Source organism: Rhodobacter capsulatus, from assembly GCF_005144475.1.
GTDB classification, from domain to species: domain Bacteria; phylum Pseudomonadota; class Alphaproteobacteria; order Rhodobacterales; family Rhodobacteraceae; genus Rhodobacter; species Rhodobacter capsulatus_C.
Window position 1 is genome coordinate 62,773 of the sequence record NZ_SWJZ01000015.1, and the last position, 19,461, is coordinate 82,233.

The following is a 19,461-nucleotide window of genomic DNA, read 5'->3' on the forward strand; positions in this document are numbered from 1 at the left end:
CAGATTTCGTTAACCCTGTGGGCGCAGGATCGTTGCATGAGCATCATGGACCGATTCCCGCTTCCGGGGCAGACCCGGTTCTTCACGCTCCGCCTGGCGCGGGCCGGAAGCTGTCTGCTTGTCGATCACATCGAAGACCTGCGGGCCGCCTGGGCCGCGATGGTGGCGGATCACCCCACGGTCTGCGGCGCGATGGTGGTTCTGCCCGATCACCTGCATGCGGTGCTGACACTGCCGCCGGGGCCGCGGGCGGTGTCGGTGCGCTGGTCGCAATTGCGCCGCGATTTCGCGGGCCGTGTGGCGCCCGAGGCGCCCGAGACGGTCTGGCAGCCCGAGATCCTGATCGAGCCACTGCCGGATGCGACCGCGGTGAACCGCGCCCTGGCCTTCTGCTGGGAGGCGCCGGTGCGGCTGGGTCTGGCGACGCATCCCGAGGACTGGCCCTATTCCTCGCTGCACCGCGATCTGCGGATTGCCGCAAGGCGGCGGTTGGGGGTCTAGGCCCCCTGCCCTTCCCCCCGGTTTCGGGCGGATCAGGAAAGGCACTGCCTTTCCCCGCCCGCATCGCCACGGGGTCACAGGACCGTTTCCCCAAGCCTGACAGAGGCCCGCCCCGACCTCGCGGGCGAGAAGCGCCCGCCAGGTCGGGGCGGGCGCTGGCCGGGACGCTTTGGCGCCCCGGCAGTCCGGGGACGGCTGTTTCGCATGACCTCGGCAATGGCCTCGGTCAGGGCGACCGCGGCCGGGGCCCAGACTCAGACGGTGTCCCGCCAGCGGTTCACCATCGGATAGCGCCGATCGAGCCAGAACGCCCGTGTCGTCAGCCGCGGCCCGGGCGCGGACTGGAAGCGCTTCCATTCCGAAACATAAAGCAGATGCTCGATCCGCTTCACCGTGGCGCGCTCAAACCCGGCCGCGACGATCTCCTCGACCGATTGATCGCCCTCGACCAGACGCTCCAGAATCGCATCCAGCACCTCATAGGGCGGCAGGCTGTCCTGATCCGTCTGGTTCTCGCGCAGCTCGGCCGAGGGCGGCTTGTCGATGATCGCGACCGGAATGATCTCACCCGCGGGCGCCTGCATCCAGGGCCGATGCGTGGCGTTGCGCCAGCGGCAAGTCTCGAAGACGCGGGTTTTATACAGGTCTTTCAGCGGGTTGTAGCCCCCCGCCATGTCGCCGTAGATGGTGCAGTAGCCCACCGCCACCTCGGATTTGTTGCCGGTGGTCAGCAGCATCGCGCCGAACTTGTTCGAGATCGCCATCAGGATCACGCCGCGCAGACGCGACTGGATGTTCTCCTCGGTCACGTCGGGCGCGGTGCCCGCCAGCACAGGCGCCAAAGCGCCCTCGACCGCCGCGCGCGGGCCTTCGATGGCGACCGTATCAAGCCGCGCCCCCAGCCGCCGCGCCAGATCGGCGGCATCGTCAAGCGAGCCCTGCGAAGTGTAGCGCGAGGGCAGCATCACGCACTGCACGTTCCCGGCCCCCAGGGCATCGGCGGCAATCACCGCCACCAGCGCGGAATCGATCCCGCCCGAAAGCCCCAGAACCACCTTGGAAAACCCGGATTTGCGCAGATAATCCTGCAGGCCCAGCACCATGGCGCGGTAATCCTGCTCGATGTCGCCGGGCTGCGGCACGATCTCGCCCGGCACCGCCCGCCAGCCCGCCGCGGTGCGCTGCAGATCGACATGCACCACCGCTTCCTCGAAGGCGGGCAGCTGCACGGCCACCGATCCATCGGGGTTCAAAACGAAACTGGCGCCGTCGAAGAGCTGATCATCCTGCCCGCCGACCATGTTCAGATACAAAAGCGGCAGGCCGGTTTCCGCAACCCGCGCCGCCGCCACCTGCCGCCGCAGATCCAGCTTGCCGCGCCGATAGGGCGAGCCATTGGGCACCATCAGCACTTCGGCCCCCGCCGCCGCCAGCGCCCCCGCCACATCCGGGTGCCAGGCATCCTCGCAGACCGGCATGCCAAGCGCCACCGGGCCAAGCCGCAAGGGGTCGCTGACCGGTCCCTGATCGAAAAGCCGCATCTCGTCGAAGACATCGTCATGCGGCAGATGATGCTTCAGCGCGCGGGCGATCACATGCCCGTCCTTCAGCACCCACCAGGCATTGTAACTGCCTGTTTCATCGACATAAGGCCCGCCGATGCCCAGCGCCGGACCGTCCACCACCTGCGCCGCCAGCGCCCGCATCGCCGCCATCGCATCGCGCAGGAAGGCCGGTTTCAGCACCAGATCCTGGGTCTGATAGCCGGTCAGGAACATCTCGGGCAGCGCCACCAGATCGGCCCCCGCGGCGCGGCCCGCCTGCCAGGCCGCCAGCGCCTGCTCAGTATTGGCGGCCAGCGCCCCCACCGTCGGGTTCAGTTGCGCAAGGGTGATGCGGAAACGATCGGTCATGCTGGATCCTGTCTGTTGCCCCTGATGTAACGCCAAGGGCGGGCGGGGAAAAGCACCCGGGCGCGAAATCCGCGGCCGCCGGGCGCTTGTCACGCTTTTGGCACGCCATTAGGTTTGCCCCGATCGGCCAACAGTCAGGGGAAAAGCATGGGGCAAGCGGGCAAGCGGGGGCTGATGCTGGCGGCGGCGCTGGTTTTCGCCGCGGCGGCGCAGGCCGAGGAGGTGCAGACCAAGCAATATCAGGACGGCGGCATTTACGAGGGCACGTTCAAGGACGGCAAGCAGGATGGCCATGGCAAATACCGCCTGCCCTCGGGCTATGAATACGAGGGCGACTGGCGCGCGGGCGAAATCGTCGGTCAGGGCCGCGCCCGCTTTCCCGACGGGTCGCTCTACGCGGGCCAGTTCGCCCATGGCAAGCCCGAGGGCCGCGGCAAGATCACCTATCCCGATGGCGGCACCTACGAGGGCGACTGGGTCGCGGGGCAGATCACCGGCACCGGCGTCGCGCTTTATGCCAACGGCACCCGCTACGAGGGCCGGTTCGCCAATGCGCTGCATGATGGCGCGGGCGTGCTGACCGGCCCCGACGGCTACCGCTACGAGGGCGACTGGGTGCAGGGCGTGAAACAGGGCCGCGGCAAGATCACCTACCCCGACGGCGCCCGCTACGAAGGCGAGATGGCGGGCGGCCAGCGCGCGGGCCGCGGCACGCTGATCCTGAAGACCGGCGTCACCTATGAAGGCGACTGGAAGGCTGGCCAGATGGAGGGTCAGGGCGTGCTGATCCAGCCCAATGGCGATCGCTACGAGGGCGCGATGGTGGCGGGCAAGCGGCAGGGCAAGGGCCGGGTGGTCTATGCCAACGGCGATCTTTACGAGGGCGAGTTTCTGGCCGACAAGCCGCAGGGTCAGGGCCATTTCCGCGGCGCCGACGGCTATGAGTATACCGGCGGCTGGGTCGAGGGCCGGATCGAAGGCCTGGGCCGGGCACAATTTCCCGACGGCTCGGTCTACGAGGGCGCCTTTCGCAACGACATGCCCGAAGGCCAGGGCAAGATCACCTATCCCGACGGCGCCAGCTACGAGGGCGGCTGGCTGGCCGGAAACATCGCCGGCCGGGGCGTCGCCCGTTACGCCAACGGCCTTGTTTATGAAGGCGACTTCCTGGAAGCCCGGCAGCATGGCAAGGGCCGGATGACCTATCTTGACGGCTATGTCTACGACGGCGACTGGGCCGACGGCACAAGGCAGGGGCGCGGCCGGGCCACCCATCCCGACGGCACGATCTACGAGGGCGGGTTCGAGGCCGGGCAGCGCTCGGGCCAGGGCAAGCTGATCATGCCCGACGGCTTCACCTACGAGGGCATGTGGCGCGACGGCGAGATCGACGGGCCGGGCAAGGCCACCTATGCCAATGGCGATGTCTACGAGGGCAATTTCGTGCAGGGCCGCCGTCAGGGCAAGGGGGTGATGCGCTATGCCTCGGGCAAGGTCGCGGGCGGCACCTGGGCCGACGACCGTCTGGCCGAACCGGCCCAGCCGCTGCCCCCGGCGCCGCCCCCGCCGCAACCGCAACCGCAGCCGCCGGGCAGTCCCGATTGAGGCGCCCGCCCGGCGGCGCAGCGCAATCCTGCCGCGATTTTTCGCGCCGGAACTGCCGTTATTGGCATCTGCCCCGCGAATGCGCTAGGATCGTAAGAAATCGGTAGGGGAAACCGGGGTATTGCTGAGACAGGCGGGATTCGGCCTGTGTGGGCAGTCCGCGCGGAACAGCCCGCAGCGATCGGGCAGGTGGGTGTGTTGGCAAGTCAGCAGTCCGAGATTGATGGCATCGACGGCCGCAAGGAAATCGACCGGCTGTTTGATCTGGAATACGGGCGGCGCCTTGATACGGCGTTCCGCTTCGGGGTCATCCTGTCCGTGGGCGTGGTGCTGTATTTCTATCTCGACAACCTGATGGCTGTCTGGTGGATCGCGGCGCAAATCGTCGGGCACATCGCCCATTTCCTGTTCCTGCGCAGCCGCGGCGAGACCTGCTCGCGCCGCGAGGTGCTGATTGCGGGGGCGGTGTTCTGGTATCTGGTCGCCGCCTTCATCTGGCTGCCCGCCGAGATGATCACCACCGCGGACCCGGCCTTGCGGATCGGCGGCGCGGCGGGGATGGGGGCGATGCTCGTCTTCCTGATCTACCGCTCGGATCGGGTGCTGGCGGTCATGCTGGGCGAGATCGCGGTGATCGGCGCGGCCATCGCCTGGGTGGTCTTTCGCACCATCCAGCAGCTTGACCATCCGGGCGCGATCCTTGGCACGGTGCTGGCGGCGGTGGGGCTGCATGTCTATTTCTCGCTGACGCTGCTCGCGCATCGCCGCATCCGGATCGAGGCCGAACGGGCCGCGCTGCGCTCGGTCCAGGCGCAGAAGATGGAGGCGATCGGCCAGCTTGCGGGCGGAGTTGCCCATGATTTCAACAACATCCTGACCGCGGTGATCGGCAATCTCGATCTTTACGACGCCATGGACACCGAGGCCGAACGGCTCAATGCGGTGACCGAGGCGAAGACGGCGGCCTTGCGCGCGGCAGAGCTGGTCAAGCAGCTGCTCGCCTATGCCCGGCGCACGCAGATGCGGATCGCGCGGCGCGATGTCGGCGCGCTGCTCGAACAGCTGCAACTGCTGACGCGGCGGCTTCTGCCCGCCTCGATCACCCAGGATTTCGAGGCGCCGCAGGCGCCGCTCTGGGTCGCGCTGGATGAAAACCAGTTCATCACCGCGCTGGTCAATCTGGTCGTCAACGCCCGCGATGCCATGCCCGGGGGCGGCACGCTGACGGTCTCGGCGCGGCCGGTGCATCTGTTTACCGACGACGTGCAGCCCGACGGCACGGTCCTGCCCGCGGGCGATTATGCCGAGGTGACGGTGGCCGATACCGGCACCGGCATCCCGCCCGAGATCATCCGCCGCGTCACCGAACCCTTCTTCACCACCAAGGCCGTGGGTCAGGGCTCGGGGCTGGGGCTGAGCATGGTGGACGGATTCGCCCGGCAATCGGGCGGCCTGCTGACCATCGACAGCTCGCCCGAGGGCACGGCGATGCATCTTCTGCTGCCGATCGCCCCCGCCGAGGAGCCCCGGCCGGATACCGCAGAGGATATGCCGCCGCCGGAATCGCCCCCGGAAACACCGCCGCAGACGCCGAGCCCGCCAGCGTCGAGCCGGGCGCAGCCGGGCGGGCGCGGCCCGGCACCCGGGCTGCGCACCTCGCGGGCCTGAGCCTGCCCCCTTTTCGCCCCCCCTTTTCGGGACAGTACATTTTCGAAACCGCGCATTTTCGGTCTTTTCATTTTCCCGCCGCCCCGCCATAGTCCCGCCATGGCACGGAACACGATCAGTTTTATCGGCAAGCGCGGGGCTTTCGCCCCCCTGTTGTCCGTGCGCGGCCTCCTTCTTCTGAGCCTGCTCTGAGCGTGCCCCCGGGCGCGACCGCTCAGATGTATCAGCGCCCACCCCCCGAACCCCAGGCGAGACGCTGGCATTCGGGAGACCGCAAGGCTAAGACACCGACATTGAACATTCTCAGGCCCAGACCATGACCGACAAATCCCGCGTTCTGATTTTTGACACCACGCTGCGCGACGGCGAACAATCGCCCGGCGCCACCATGACCCATGACGAAAAGCTCGAAATCGCCATGTTGCTCGACGAAATGGGCGTCGACATCATCGAAGCCGGCTTCCCGATCGCCTCGGAAGGCGATTTCGAAGCCGTGTCCGCGATCGCCAAAGCCTCGAAAAATTCCGTCATCGCCGGGCTGTCGCGCGCCAATTACAAGGACATCGACCGCTGCTGGGAGGCGGTGAAACACGCCGCCCGGCCGCGCATCCACACCTTCATCGGCACCTCGCCCTTGCACCGGGGCATCACCAACCTCGGCACCGAGGAGATGCTGGAACGCATCCACGACACCGTGACCCATGCGCGCAACCTCTGCGCCGATGTGCAATGGTCGGCGATGGACGCGATCCGCACCGAGCGCGACTATCTGTGCCGCGTCGTCGAATGCGCGATCAAGGCGGGCGCCACCACGATCAACATCCCCGACACCGTGGGCTACACCCTGCCCTCGGAATCCTCGGACATCATCGCGATGCTGCTCGAAAAGGTGCCGGGCGCCGACGAGGTGATCTTTGCCACGCATTGCCACAACGACCTTGGCATGGCGACGGCGAATGCCCTGGCCGCGGTTTCGGCGGGGGCGCGGCAGATCGAATGCACGATCAACGGTCTGGGCGAGCGCGCGGGCAACACCGCGCTTGAGGAAGTCGTGATGGCGATCAAGGTCCGCAAGGATCTGATGCCCTTCACCACCGGCATCGACACGACGAAGATCATGAATCTGAGCCGCCGCGTCGCGCAGGTCTCGGGCTTCCCGGTGCAGTTCAACAAGGCCGTCGTCGGCAAGAACGCCTTCCTGCACGAATCCGGCATCCATCAGGACGGCGTGCTGAAAAACGTCGAAACCTTCGAGATCATGCGCCCCGCCGACATCGGCCTGACCGAGACCAACATCGCGATGGGCAAGCATTCGGGCCGCGCCGCCTTGCGCACCAAGATGCGCGATCTGGGGTTTGAACTCGCCGACAACCAGTTGAACGACGTCTTCGTGCGCTTCAAGGCGCTCGCCGACCGCAAGAAGGAAGTCTATGACGACGACCTGATCGCGCTTTTGACCGACAGCACCGCGAACACCGACCACGACTTCCTGCAGGTGAAATGGCTGCGCGTGATCTGCGGCAGCGACGGGCAGGAAGCGGAACTGAAGATGCTGGTCGATGGCGTTGAAAAGACGGCGAAATGTGCGGGCGACGGCCCGGTGGACGCCTGTTTCAAGGCGGTGCAGGCGATCTATCCGACCACGGCCGAGCTGAAGATCTATCAGGTCCATGCCGTGACCGAAGGGACGGATGCGCAGGCCACCGTCTCGGTGCGTCTGGCCGAGGATGGCCGCATCGTCACCGGCTCGGCCGCCGACACCGACACGATCCTCGCCTCGGTCAAGGCCTATGTCGGCGCGCTGAACCGTCTGCGCGTGCGCAGCCAGAAGACCGCGCCCGATGCCGATGTGAAATCGATCAGCTACAAGCTGTAATCCGTCCAACCACGAAAGCCCCCGGACCTTGCGGCCCGGGGGCATTTTCTTTCGGGCTCAGAACAGGAAGTCGGCCTCGGTCAGCCCGCCGGTGCCGACCAGCGCGTCGATCTGAAACACCAGATCGGGGGCGGCGTCGGCATCGGTGAAGACGCTGACCACGGTCGCGCCATTGACCACATTCGTCACCACCGCCCCGGCGCCATCGGCCACCAGCGCCAGATGGAATTCGGCCCCGGGCGCCAGCGCCGACAGGTCGATCCTGTCCACGCCCAGCTCGAAACGGGTGATATGGTCGCTGCCGCCGACCGAGTTGAGCGAGTCGAGGGTGGTCAGGAAGACGAAGGTGTCCGCCCCCGCGCCGCCCTCCAGCGTGTCGGCCCCGGTGCCGCCGATCAGCACATCGGCGCCGTCTCCGCCGCGCAGCAGGTCATTCTCGCTGCCGCCGTCCAGCCGGTCGGCGTCGCTGCCGCCCGAAAGCTGATCCGCGCCCGCGTCACCGAACAGCGCATCCGCCCCGCCGTCGCCGAACACCCGGTCATCGCCCGCATCGCCCTGCGCCAGATCGTCCCCCGCCCCGCCCGAGACCAGATCATTCCCGGTCCCGCCCGAGAGCGTGTCGGCGTCGAACCCGCCCGAAAGCGTGTCATTGCCCGCATCGCCCGCGAGCCGGTCGGCCCCGGCCTCGCCCTCCAGCCGGTCCGCGTCATCGCCGCCCGACAGCTGATCGCCCTCGGTGCCGCCAAACAGCGCATCCGCCCCGCGGCCGCCCGCCACCGTATCGGCGCCACTGCCGCCGATCAGCGTGTCGACCCCGTCGCGGCCGTCAATCCGGTCGCCGCCCGCGCCGCCTTCCAGCCGGTTGCCCAGCGCATCGCCCGAAATCGCATCCGCCCCCGAGGAGCCGATGACATTTTCAAAGCCGTGATAGGTGGTGGCAAAGCTGCGCCCGGCGACCAGATCGATGCCGTTGAAGACGCCGGGCGGCAGCAAGACCGCGGGCAGCGAGGCGAAGCTGAGCGTGTCGATCCCGGCGCCGCCCTCCAGACGGTCGGCCTCCGCGCGGCTTTCGACCTGCACGACATCGTTGCCGCTGCCGCCGTCAACCGTGTCATTGCCCGCCCCGCCCGCAAGCGTGTCGGCATCGGCGCCGCCGGTCAGCACGTCATGGCCCGCGCCGCCCGAGAGCGCGTCATTGCCCGCATCGCCCGCCAGCCGGTCGTCATGTTCGCCGCCGTCCAGCTGATCGTTGCCCGTGCCGCCCGCCAACTGGTCGTTGCCGGTGCCGCCCGACAGCGTGTCGGTCCCGTCACCGCCCGACAGCGTGTCGGCGCCGCTTTCCCCCAGCAGGCGGTCATTGCCGCTCCCCCCGGACAGACCGTCATTCTCGGTGCCGCCCAGGATCGTGTCATTGCCGCTGCCGCCATCGATCAGGTCGTTGCCGCCAAGGCCGAAGATCCGGTCGTTGCCGCCAAGGCCCAAAAGGCGGTTGGCCACGCCCGACCCGGTCAGGTTGTCGCTGAAAGTGCTGCCGGTCACGCTCTCGATGCTGATCAGCCGGTCGCCCGCGGCCAGACCGCCCGATTGCGCCGCGCTGGAGCCCAGGTTGACGGTGATCGCCGCGCCCGAGCGGCTGTAATCGACGGTGTCGCTGTCGGCGCCGCCGTTGATCGTGTCGCGGCCCGCGCCCGCCACGATCGTGTCATTGCCCGCCTCGCCGAAGATCTGGTCATCGCCCGAGACGAAGCCCGCCAGCGCCGCATCGACGATGCGGTCATGGCCGGTGCCGCCAAAGACCGTGTCATTGCCGTCGTTGATGGTGATCGTGTCGTTGCCGCCCAGCGCCGCGACGCGGTCGTTGCGGAAGCCGGGGATGCCGAAGGAGAAGGCGTCGTCGAGGCTGTTGGAGCCGTTGGTGCCGATGATGTCCGACATGGAAGGAACCTTTCGGTTGGGGGTTGCGTGGGCTCACCCTGCCCGGTTGCGGCCGGTCGCGCTGTTCCGCAGGGAACAGGCTTGCCAGACGGCCCCGACCCGGCCAGCATGGGGCACGGGATGGGGGCCAAACATGCGGAAACTGGCGGAAAAACCGGCGTTCTGGCGCTCTTTCGCGCTTTTCGAAGCGCTGGAGGCGGCGGCGTTGGCGGCGCTTGCGGGGTTGGCGCGACAGCAGCAGTGGCAGCCGGGCGAGATGCTGTTTCAGCGCGGCGATCCGGGCGACTGGATGGTGGCGCTGGCGGCGGGGCGGGTGAAGCTGACGCTTCTGGCGCCGGGCGGGCGCGAGCTGATCTTGCGCCATGCCGAGGCGGGCGACACGCTCGGCGAATTCGCGCTCGTCGATGGCGGGCCGCGTTCGGCCGATGCGACGGCGGTGCAGGCGACGACCGGCTTCGTGCTGCACCGGGCGCAGTTCACCGCACTGGCCGGGGCGCATCCGGATCTGGGCTTGTCGGTCGCGCGCTATTTCTGCCGCCGCCTGCGCGAGACGACCGAGCAGCTCGAGGGCATCGCGCTTTACCAGCTCGAGGCGCGTCTGGCGCGGTTTCTGCTGTTCACCCTGCGCCAGCTGAATGGCGCCGATCTGCCGCCGACGGCGGTCTTGCGGCTGGAAATCTCGCAAGGCGATCTTGCGGCGGTGCTGGGCGCGAGCCGTCCCAAGGTCAACCGGGCGCTGCAGGCGCTGGAAGCCGCGGGGGCGATCGGGCGCAAGGACGGGGCCTGGACGCTCGACATGGCCGCCCTTTCCGCCGCCGCCGAGCCGGAGGCGTGATGGCCTGGCGCGGCGCGGTCCTTGCAATCGCGGCGGCGCTTGGCCTGCTGCTGGCGCGGCCGCCCGCGCCGCTCGTCGCGCTGCAGGAGCGGGTCTTCGCCCCCCTGCCCCGGCCGCCGGACACGGGCGGCATCGTCGTGCTCGACATCGGCGCGCGGGACGAGACCGGCGCCCTCTGGACCCGGGCGGCGACGGCGCGGCTGGTGGCCCGGCTGGCCGAGGCCAAGCCGCGGGTGATCGGCCTCGACATGCTGATCGCGGGGGAGTGCGACGGCGCCCCCGCCGGTGATCTGGCGGCGGCCTTGCGGGGCCAGCCCGCGGTGCTGGGGCTTTTGCTCTCCGACACGCCCGGCCCGCCCCTGCCGCCCGCCCGGCTGGGCCAGACCGGGCCGCTGCCGCTTTGGCAGGCCGCGGGGGCCGAGACGCCCTGCCCGCAGTTTTCCGCGCAGGATTGGGCGGTGATGGCGCTGATGGGCGATGCGGATGCCACGGTGCGCCATCTGCCGGTCGCGGTGGCGGTGGGGCACCAGACCCTGCCCGGTCTTGCCGTCGCCATCGCCGCCCGGGCCGAGGGCCTCCTGCCGCTGATCGGCCCGACGGGCCTGCGGCTGGGGGCGACGACCTTCCCGCTGGAGGCGGGCAGCCTGCGCTTTGCCGCCTCCCGCCCCGAAAGCTGGGCCCGCCGCACCCTGCCCGCCGCCGCGGTGCTGGCCGGACAGGCGAGGCCGCCCGCAGACGCGGTGCTCCTGATCGGCTCAAGCCTGCCCGAGCGCGGCGGGCTGCGCCCGAGCGCAACCAGCCCGGTGATGCCCTCGGTGCAGATCCTTGCCGATGCGGTGGCAGGGCTGCGTTCGGGGCAGCTGCCGCACCGCCCGGGCTGGGCCCCGGCGCTTGAAGGCGGCTTCGTCGCGCTGACGGGGCTTTTGACGCTGCTGGGGCTGTTGCGCCTGCGCCCTGCCCGCGCGGCGGCGATGGCCGCGACTTTGGCCGCGCTCTGGGCCGGGGCGGCGGTGCTTTTCGGCCGCGGCGGGCTGCTGCTCGACCCCGTCCTGCCGGTTGTCGCGCTGGCGCTGATCCTGCTGGCCGCGCTTTTGGGCCGCGCCGCCGCGCTGGCCCGGGCCGAACGGGTGCTGCGCGACCGCATGGGGCAAGTGCTGCCCCCCGCGCTTGTCAGCCGCCTGGCCGCGCAGCCGCGGTTGATGCGGCTTGAGGGCGAAACCCGCGAAATCACGGCGCTTTTCACCGATATCGAGGGCTTTTCCACCGCCACCTCGGCGATGGGCGCGGTGGAGATGGTGGCGCGGCTTGATGCCTATTTCGCGCTCACCTGCGCCATCGTGCTGCGCCACGGCGGGATGATCGACAAGCTCGTCGGCGACAGCCTGCATGCGCTGTTCAACGCGCCGCTGGATCAACCCGGCCACGAGGCGGCGGCGCTGGCCTGTGCCGCCGAGATCGTGACGGCGACCGAAGCTTTCGCACGCGAAAACAACGGCTTCGGCAAGACGCGGATCGGCGTCGAATGCGGCCCCGCGGTCTTGGGCGATGTCGGGTTCGGCACCCGGATCGACTACACCGCGCATGGACCTGCGGTGAACCTCGCCGCGCGGCTGCAAGAGGCGAACAAGGCGCTGGGCACAAGGATCTGCATCGGCCCGACGCTGGGGGCGCGGGAGCCGGGCCTTGTGGCGCTCGGCGAGATCGAGCTGCGCAGCTTCGGGCGACTGCCGCTTTACACGCTCAGGGCGTGAGCCCGACCGAGGCGAAGGCGGCGGCGATCCGCGGCGCTTTCCACTGCGCGACGGCGCCGGGCGCGGCCCCCGGGCGGGCGATGTCGATGCCCTCGCCCGGTCCCAGACGCCGGGTCTCGCCGCCCGCCACCACCTCGACGCTGCCGCGCGCGACGAAGATGCCGTAAACGCCTTTCGACGGGCCGCAGAAGAACCGCGTGCCGCGCACGCCGATGCGGGCAAAGGCGCTTTGCACGGTCAGATCGAGTTTCGGCAGAGCCTCGGGCCGGTCGAAGACCATCGCGCCGCCGATGCTGACCACCCCGCCCAGATCGGCGGTGAAGCGATCGAGGGTGAAGCGCGTTTCGGGGCCAAGGGTGATCTGCGTCGCGGTGAAAAGCTCCAGCGCCGCGGTCGAGGCGGCCATGGTCGCGATCTCGTCCCCCTCCATCAGCGGATCGCGGGCATGCAGATCGGCACGCAGACCGGCGCGGGTCAGGCTGGCCTGCCCGGTCAGCGCCCGGGTGGTGCCGATCGCGGGTTGCGCGAAGGCGCCGCGGGGCGCCAGGGCAAGCGCCGCGGGCAAAGACAGCAGAAGACGTCGGCTCATCGCCATGTGACACCCGTTCGGTTGGTTCCCTGCGGGCCCCCGGCCGGTGCCGCGCGCGATGACGCGGTGCCGCCCCCTTTGCTCGGATGTTCCGAAGTGCCCCGCGTCGAGTATGACGCGAAACCGCCGCGGATCAAGCGCCGGGTCTTGCGCCGTCCGGATCAGCGCGCCGCGCGCAGGATCGCCGCGGGCAATTGGCCCAGCGCCATTTCCTGCCCGACGGCGCCGCGGGCCATCGCCTCCTTCGGCATGCCGTAGACGACGCAGCTTTCCTCGTCCTGGCCAAGCGTGGTGGCGCCGGTGTCGCGCATCTCGCGCAGGCCGCGGGCGCCGTCATCACCCATGCCGGTCATGATCACGCCGACCGCATTGCGCCCGGCAAAGCGCGCGACCGAGCGGAACAGCACATCGACCGAGGGCCGGTGCCGCGACACCAGCGGCCCTTCGCGGATCTCGACATGATATTGCGCGCCGCTGCGGGCCAGCAGCGTGTGCTTGTTGCCCGGCGCGATCAGCGCATGGCCGCGCAAGAGCCGGTCGCCCGGTTTCGCCTCGCTCACGGTGATCGCGCAAAGCCCGTCAAGGCGCTTGGCGAAAGCGCCGGTGAACAGCTCCGGCATGTGCTGCACGATCACGATCGGCGGGCAGTCGGGCGGCATCGCCTGCAGCAATTCGCGCAGGGCCTCGGTGCCGCCGGTCGAGGCGCCGATCGCCACGATCTTTTCGGTGGTGTGCAGCATCGCCCCGCTTTCGCGCGGCGGCGCCAGCATCGCATCGGCGCTGAGCTTCGGCTGCACCGCGCGTTCGCGCATCGGCTGCACCTTGGCCGAGGCGGCCTGCACCAGAACGTCGCGAATCCGCTGCGCGCTTTCGGAGATATATTGCTTCACCCCGATCTCGGGCTTGGCGATCACGTCGACCGCCCCCGCCGACATCGCGGCCAGATAGGTCTCGGAGCGGTCGGAGACCAGCGAGGAGCAGATCACCACCGGCAGCGGATGCTGCGCCATCAGCTTGCGCAGGAAGGTCAGCCCGTCCATCCGCGGCATCTCGACATCGAGGATGATGACATCGGGCACCATGGATTTCAGCCGCTCCGCCGCGGCAAAGGGATCGGAGGCCGTCGCCATCACCTCGAGCCGCGGATCGGAGCCGATGATATCGGTCAGGGCTTGCCGCACCACCGCGCTGTCGTCGACGATGAAGACCCGGACCGGGCGGTCGCCCGGCGGGCGGCGGGTGGAATGCGGATCGGGCATCACGGTCATCACCTAGTCCTTTCGGAAAACCGCCGTGCCCGCGGGGGTCAACCCCTCGGGCAGGCTGCGCAGATTGTCGGAATGGCCCAGAAGCAGGTAGCCCCCCGGCCGCAAGCATTGCATGACGTTGCGGATCGCCCGGATCCGGTCCTCGGCGGTGAAGTAGATCAGCACGTTGCGCAGGAAGATCACATCGGCAAGCGGCACCTGCCCTTCGAGCTTCCCGAGCAGGTTGGCCGCGCTGAAATGCGCGCGGCTGCGCAGCGCCGGGGCGATCCGGTAGACGCGCTGTTTCGGCGAAATCCGCGCCCCGGGTTTCGAGCGCAGCAGATAATCCGAGCGCAGGTCGATCGAGAGCCCCGACAGCTCCGACGAGGAATAGATGCCCAGTCGCGCCTTGCGCAGGATGGCGGCGGAAATGTCGGTGCCGACAAGCCCCCAGCGCAGGCCGCCCTGCACCTTGTGGCTGTAGCGATCCAGCACGATGCCCGCCGACCAGAGTTCGAGCCCCGAAGAACAGGCGGCGCTCCAGACGACAAGCGGATGCGCCCGCCCGGCACCGGCCTCGACCAGCTTTGGCAGACCGACCGTGTCAAGCCAGTCGTAATGCGCCTTTTCCCGGAAGAAGCTGGTGGTGTGGGTCGCAAGGCTCTCGACCAGGCGCTGGATCTCGGCGGGCCCCTCGGGGCTTTGCAGATGCGCCAGATACTGATCGTAATCTTCCAGCCCCAGTTCCGTCACCCGCCGGTCGAGCCGGTAGGAGATGAACTGCGTGTTCGAAGGGTCGATCCGGATCCCGGCTTCCGCCTTCAGGATCCTCACGAGTTCACGCGCCGCCACCGTGCTCATCGGCACGGAGGGTTGTGTCAGCATGTCGGCATAGTCCTGAGAGGTCGGGCGCAAGGCGATCTCCGTCACTCGAAATCGAACGGCCCGGGCAAGGCCGCCGATCCCGACTGGCCAAGCGCCGCGCGCAGGTCGATCATGTAAACGAGGTCGCCCTCGACCCGGGTCAGCCCGAACATCGCCCCGGAATTCCACCCCCCCGGCACCGACGGCACCGGATCGACCTCGGCCTCGTCGACCTCGACCACGGTCCGCACCCGGTCGACGACGATCGCGATCGCCGCCTCGCGGTCGGTCTGCAGGTCCAGGACGATGATCCGGCCGCTGCGATCATCGGCCTGCCGCGACAGGCCCAGCGACTGCGCGATGTCCATCACCGCGATCCCCTCGCCGCGCAGGTCGATCATCCCCAGAAGCGCCGCCGTGGCATTCGGCAACGGGGCGATCACCTGATGGTCGAGGATCTCGCGGACATCCGCCACATCGGCCGCCAGAACCTGGTTGCCGATGTCGAAGGTCACATAAGCCCGCCGCGTTTCGACCACTTCGGCTTCGACCGGGGGGCGAAACTGTGACGGTTCCTTGAGAAGCGGGGCGGCAGTCATCCGGAGATCCCTTTCGTTTCTGGAAAATTCCCCGGCGGCCGGACCGCCCGGAGGAAACCTGCCCGGACCATGGCGGGCCGGGCAGCGCGTCGGGCAAAGCCCATCGTGTCAGATCTTCTCGAAGTCGGAGTCGTCGATATCATCTTCCGACAGATCAAGGGCAAAGCCGCCGTTGCGGGTGCCCGCCGCCACGCGCGTCTTGCGACGGCTGGCCGGAGCCGCGGCGGGGGTTTCGTGCCGCGCGGTGCGGGCCCAGGCGGCATCCTTGGCGCGTTCGGCCCGATCGGAGCGATCGGAACGGCCGGGCTGCCCCTGCACCTTGAAGAAGCCGATCACGTCATGCAGCTGCTCGGACTGGCTCGCCAGTTCCTCGGAGACCGAGGCGGCTTCGGTCGAGGCCGAGGCGTTGCGCTGGATCACCGTGTCGAGCTGGCGGATCGCCAGGTTGATCTGATCGGCGCCGGTGTTCTGCTCGCGCATCGCGGCCGAGATCTCCTGCACCAGATCGGCGGTGCGCTGGATCGCCGGAACCAGTTCGCCCAGCATGTCGCCGGCATTGCGGCTGACTTCGACCGACCGGCTCGACAGTTCGTTGATCTCGCGCGCCGCCTGCTGGCTGCGTTCGGCGAGCTTGCGCACCTCCGAGGCCACCACCGCGAAGCCGCGGCCATGCTGACCCGCCCGCGCCGCTTCCACCGCCGCGTTCAGCGCCAGAAGGTCGGTCTGACGGGCGATTTCCTGGATGATGGTGATCTTGTCGGCGATCGTCTTCATCGCGCCGACCGCCTCGTCCACCGCCTTGCCGGTGTCGATCGCCCGGCTCGAGGCCTGGGTGGCAATCTTTTCGGTCTGCGCGGCATTGTCGGCCGATTGACGGATGTTCGCCGTCATCTCTTCCATCGCCGAGCTGGCCTGTTCCGCCGCCGCCGCCTGTTCGGTGGCGCCCGAGGACAGATCCTCGGCAGTCGCGCTCATCGCATGGGCCCCGGCCGAGACGCTTTGCGACGAGACATGCATGTCGATCACGATCTCCTGCAGCTTGCCGATCATGGTTTCGAGCGCGATGCCGAGCGAGTCGGCCTCCGAGCGGCGCTTGATGTTCACCGTCAGATCGCCGCGCGCGATCGCATCGGCCACGGTGGCCATGCCGTCAAGCGCCACCGTCATCTCGCCCAGCGCCTGCATCAGCTCGCCGATCTCGTCCTTCGAGGTGACGCGGGTATCGACCTTCAGATCCCCTTCGGCGACCTTGCGGGCCACGCTCACGGCGCGGCTCATGCCGCGGCTGATGCCGATCAGGATCAGCGTCGAGGCGATCAGCGACCCCAGAACCGCGATGCCGGAAATCGTCAGGATCAGGGTCTTGCTGTTGGCATAGCTGGCGTTCAGCTGGTCTTGCGACTGGCGCATCGCGGTGCTGGCAACCTGCGAGACCTTGTCGAGCAGACCATAGAGCTGCGCAAGTTCATCCTTCAACTTGCCCCGCATGAGCACCGCGGCCTTGCCTTCGGTATTGGCGAGGGTCAGCTTCTCGAGTTCATCGTTGATCGAGAGGTAATCCGCCACGATGACCTTGATCGCAGTCACCTCGGTCGGGAACCGCGTGCCCATCATCGTGTCAAGCTCGTCCACAACCTCCGTGAGGGCGGCGCGCAGCTTCTCGACCTCGCCCAGCTTGGTCGCCGTGCCCGCGTCGCTGCTGTCCATGATCGCAAGCGCATTCATCGTCGCGATTTCCATGATCGCGCGTTCGACCTGCATGACCTGCATTTTCGCCACATCGGCGGGAACCGGCAGAACCGGGGCCCGGGCCAGGGCGTCGTGCAGCGCGTCGATCGCGATGTCCATTTTCTTCAGATCGTCATAGGACGGCCCCTGGAAGAGCACCTTGGCCTTGGCAACCGTGGCCTGGCGCGACAGCGTCAGCAGTTCATTGCGGGTCTCGGCCACCAGCTTCACCTGCGCATCAAGCGCGGTCAGCTCCGCTCCGAGAGCCCCTTCGTCCAGCGCGCGCATCTCCTCGACGATCTTCGTCCGCTCGCCCCGGTCGGCGGCAATGCCATCTTCCAGCGCCTGCATGTCGGCCTCGGTCTCCGTGGCGATATGCTGCAGGGTCTTGATGTCGGAATTGGCGTAGCTGTCCTTCAGCATCACCGAAAGCGTCTGGATGCGCGCCTGAACATTCGCCATCCGGTTCGCATCGGTGTTGGAGGATTTCAACGAGGACAGCCCTATCCAGGATATGGCTGCCAGCAGGATCAGCACCAACCCGAAGGTGGCCATCAGCTTGGCCTTGATTGTCAGCTTCATGATCGTCTCACTTTGTTCGGTTCAAGCCGCCTGTTCGGGACGGAAGAGGTTTTCGGGATCGAGGAGGAGGATGAGATCGTCGCCGCGCCGAAGCGCGCCGGTGACATAATTCGAAGGCCAGGGAGAGCCGTTTTCCGGCAGCGATTCGATCGCGCCCGGGTCGATGTCGATCACCTCCTGCACCTCGTCGGCCAGCATCGCGAGGCGGAACGACTCGGCGCCAAGGGTGATGTCGAGCACCACCACCCGGCCTTCGTTGGCGGCGTGGACCGGCATCCGCAGCCGTTGCCGGACATCGACCAGCGGCACGACGGCGCCGCGCACGTTGATCAGCCAGGGCGCGAAGCTCGAGGCGCGGGGCACCCGGGTGCGCGGGATCGGGTCGATGACCTCGTGCACATGGGTGACCGGGATCGCCAGGGCCTCGCCGCAGACGCGGATGATCAGCGCGATCGAATTGCTGTCCTCCTCGGCAAGGACGGTGGCGGCGGAAGATTGTGTCATGGGCGCCTCCTCAGGCCGCAAGGCTGATGCCGGTGCCGCCCAGACGGCGCAGCAGCATCGCCACATCGAGGATCAGCGCCACCGTGCCGTCGGCAAGGATCGTCGCGCCGGCGAAATCGTCGAGATCGGCGTGATAGGCACTCATCGGTTTGATCACGGTCTGGTGCTGGCCGAGGATGTCATCGACCACGAGCCCCATCCGCTCGCCCTCGGCACGCACGATCACCACGCGACGGCGGCCGTCGTTTTCGACCGTGCCCTCCAGCGCATCGGCCAGATCGACGAAGGGCACCAGATGGTCGCGGATCCGCAGCATCCGCCGCCCGCTGTTGCGCGTCAGTTCGGTGACGTCGAATTCGACGCATTCCTCGACCGCGATCAGCGGCAGCACGAAGACATCGGGGCCAAGCCGCACCAGCAGACCGTCGATGATCGCCAGGCTGAGCGGCAGGCGCAGCGTCAGCCGCGTGCCCTCGCCCCTGCGCGAGGTCACCTCGACGGTGCCGCGCAGCCCGGTGATGGCCGACAGGACCGCATCCATGCCGACGCCGCGGCCGGAGACCGAGGAGACTTTTTCGGCGGTGGAAAAGCCGGGCGCGAAGATCATCTGCGCCAAGGCCGCCTCGCTCGGGCGGGCCTCGGCGGTCAGAAGACCGCGTTCGATCGCCTTGAGCCGGATCCGTTCGTGATCAAGCCCGCGGCCGTCATCCTCGATCACGATGACGATCTCGCCCGCGTCCTGCGACGCGGACAGCCGCACCCGGCCCTGCGCCGGTTTGCCCGCGGCCAGACGATCTGCGGCAGCTTCGATGCCGTGATCGGCCGAGTTGCGAATCATGTGCACGAGCGGTTCGCTGAGCCGGTCGAGCACGTTCTTGTCGATCTCGGTCTCGCCGCCGTCGGTAACAAGGACGACGTCCTTGCCCAGTTCGGTCGACAGATCGCGCACCACGCGGCGGAACTTGCCGAAGACCGTCTCGATCGGCAGCATCCGCACCGACAGCGTGGTGTCACGCAGGCCGGTGACCAGACGGTGCACCTCTTCGACCAGACCCTCAAGCGTCGCATCGCCCAGCCGTGCCGCGGTCTGATTCAGCCGGGCCTGGGCGATCACCAGCTCGCCGAGCTGATCAAGGATCGAATCGAGCTTGGCCGAGGGCACGCGCACGGTGTCCTGTCCCGCCATCGTCTGCGCCCGGGGCGCGGAGCGCGGCGGGGCCGCAGGCGCCGCGGCGGCGGCGGGCGGGGCGGCGGAGGTCTCGGC

Annotated in this window: 15 protein-coding genes; 6 read left to right on the forward strand and 9 right to left on the reverse strand. The window is 68.5% G+C overall.

Annotation, left to right across the window (positions count from 1 at the left end; all coding sequences use genetic code 11):
- The first annotated feature begins 36 nt into the window (after positions 1-36).
- Positions 37-501 (forward strand): REP-associated tyrosine transposase, encoded by a 465-nt coding sequence (locus FBT96_RS05165; RefSeq protein WP_136905266.1) that lies wholly within the window; start codon positions 37-39, stop codon positions 499-501.
- A 254-nt stretch (positions 502-755) separates the two neighbouring features.
- On the opposite strand, the gene FBT96_RS05170 is transcribed toward FBT96_RS05165, so the two are convergent.
- Positions 756-2,414, reverse strand: coding sequence for an NAD+ synthase (locus tag FBT96_RS05170; protein WP_136905267.1), 1,659 nt, complete (start codon positions 2,412-2,414; stop codon positions 756-758).
- A gap of 147 nt (positions 2,415-2,561) precedes the next feature.
- Here FBT96_RS05170 and FBT96_RS05175 point away from each other — a divergent pair, with 147 nt between their 5' ends.
- The 3 genes from FBT96_RS05175 (at position 2,562) to FBT96_RS05185 (ending at position 7,563) form a co-directional block, all read left to right on the forward strand.
- Positions 2,562-4,019, forward strand: coding sequence for an MORN repeat-containing protein (locus FBT96_RS05175; RefSeq protein ID WP_136905268.1), 1,458 nt, complete (start codon positions 2,562-2,564; stop codon positions 4,017-4,019).
- Positions 4,020-4,217: 198 nt separating this feature from the next.
- Entirely contained in the window at positions 4,218-5,687 is a 1,470-nt protein-coding gene (locus FBT96_RS05180; RefSeq protein WP_136905269.1) for a sensor histidine kinase, read from the forward strand.
- Positions 5,688-6,003: 316 nt separating this feature from the next.
- Positions 6,004-7,563 (forward strand): 2-isopropylmalate synthase, encoded by a 1,560-nt coding sequence (locus FBT96_RS05185; protein ID WP_136905270.1) that lies wholly within the window; start codon positions 6,004-6,006, stop codon positions 7,561-7,563.
- 57 nt (positions 7,564-7,620) lie between these two features.
- Here FBT96_RS05185 and FBT96_RS05190 read toward each other — a convergent pair whose 3' ends face one another.
- On the reverse strand, positions 7,621-9,498 hold the full coding sequence (locus FBT96_RS05190; RefSeq protein ID WP_136905271.1) for a calcium-binding protein: 1,878 nt from the start codon (positions 9,496-9,498) through the stop codon (positions 7,621-7,623).
- Between the two features lie 133 nt (positions 9,499-9,631).
- Here FBT96_RS05190 and FBT96_RS05195 point away from each other — a divergent pair, with 133 nt between their 5' ends.
- On the forward strand, positions 9,632-10,333 hold the full coding sequence (locus FBT96_RS05195) for a Crp/Fnr family transcriptional regulator (RefSeq protein WP_023921105.1): 702 nt from the start codon (positions 9,632-9,634) through the stop codon (positions 10,331-10,333).
- A complete protein-coding gene (locus tag FBT96_RS05200) occupies positions 10,333-12,084 on the forward strand; it encodes an adenylate/guanylate cyclase domain-containing protein (protein ID WP_136905272.1) in 1,752 nt (583 codons plus the stop codon). Before FBT96_RS05195 ends, FBT96_RS05200 begins: the two co-directional genes overlap by 1 nt.
- Here the strand turns inward: FBT96_RS05200 and FBT96_RS05205 are convergent.
- From FBT96_RS05205 to FBT96_RS05235, 7 genes are all read right to left on the reverse strand, one after another.
- On the reverse strand, positions 12,074-12,673 hold the full coding sequence (locus FBT96_RS05205; RefSeq protein ID WP_169583225.1) for a FecR domain-containing protein: 600 nt from the start codon (positions 12,671-12,673) through the stop codon (positions 12,074-12,076). The genes FBT96_RS05200 and FBT96_RS05205 overlap by 11 nt on opposite strands.
- 161 nt (positions 12,674-12,834) lie before the next feature.
- A complete protein-coding gene (locus tag FBT96_RS05210; RefSeq protein WP_136905274.1) occupies positions 12,835-13,941 on the reverse strand; it encodes a protein-glutamate methylesterase/protein-glutamine glutaminase in 1,107 nt (368 codons plus the stop codon).
- Positions 13,942-13,944: 3 nt separating this feature from the next.
- Positions 13,945-14,835 carry a CheR family methyltransferase gene (locus FBT96_RS05215; protein ID WP_136905275.1) on the reverse strand — a complete coding sequence of 297 codons (891 nt, stop codon included), beginning with the start codon at positions 14,833-14,835 and terminating at the stop codon, positions 13,945-13,947.
- A gap of 11 nt (positions 14,836-14,846) precedes the next feature.
- A complete protein-coding gene (locus FBT96_RS05220) occupies positions 14,847-15,383 on the reverse strand; it encodes a chemotaxis protein CheW (RefSeq protein ID WP_136905276.1) in 537 nt (178 codons plus the stop codon).
- Positions 15,384-15,491: 108 nt separating this feature from the next.
- Positions 15,492-17,693: a HAMP domain-containing methyl-accepting chemotaxis protein gene (locus tag FBT96_RS05225; protein ID WP_136905277.1), complete on the reverse strand. Its 2,202-nt coding sequence runs from the start codon at positions 17,691-17,693 to the stop codon at positions 15,492-15,494.
- Between the two features lie 21 nt (positions 17,694-17,714).
- Positions 17,715-18,197: a chemotaxis protein CheW gene (locus FBT96_RS05230; RefSeq protein ID WP_169583226.1), complete on the reverse strand. Its 483-nt coding sequence runs from the start codon at positions 18,195-18,197 to the stop codon at positions 17,715-17,717.
- A gap of 10 nt (positions 18,198-18,207) precedes the next feature.
- A partial coding sequence (locus tag FBT96_RS05235; RefSeq protein WP_169583228.1) for a chemotaxis protein CheA occupies positions 18,208-19,461 on the reverse strand: 1,254 nt, incomplete at its 5' end.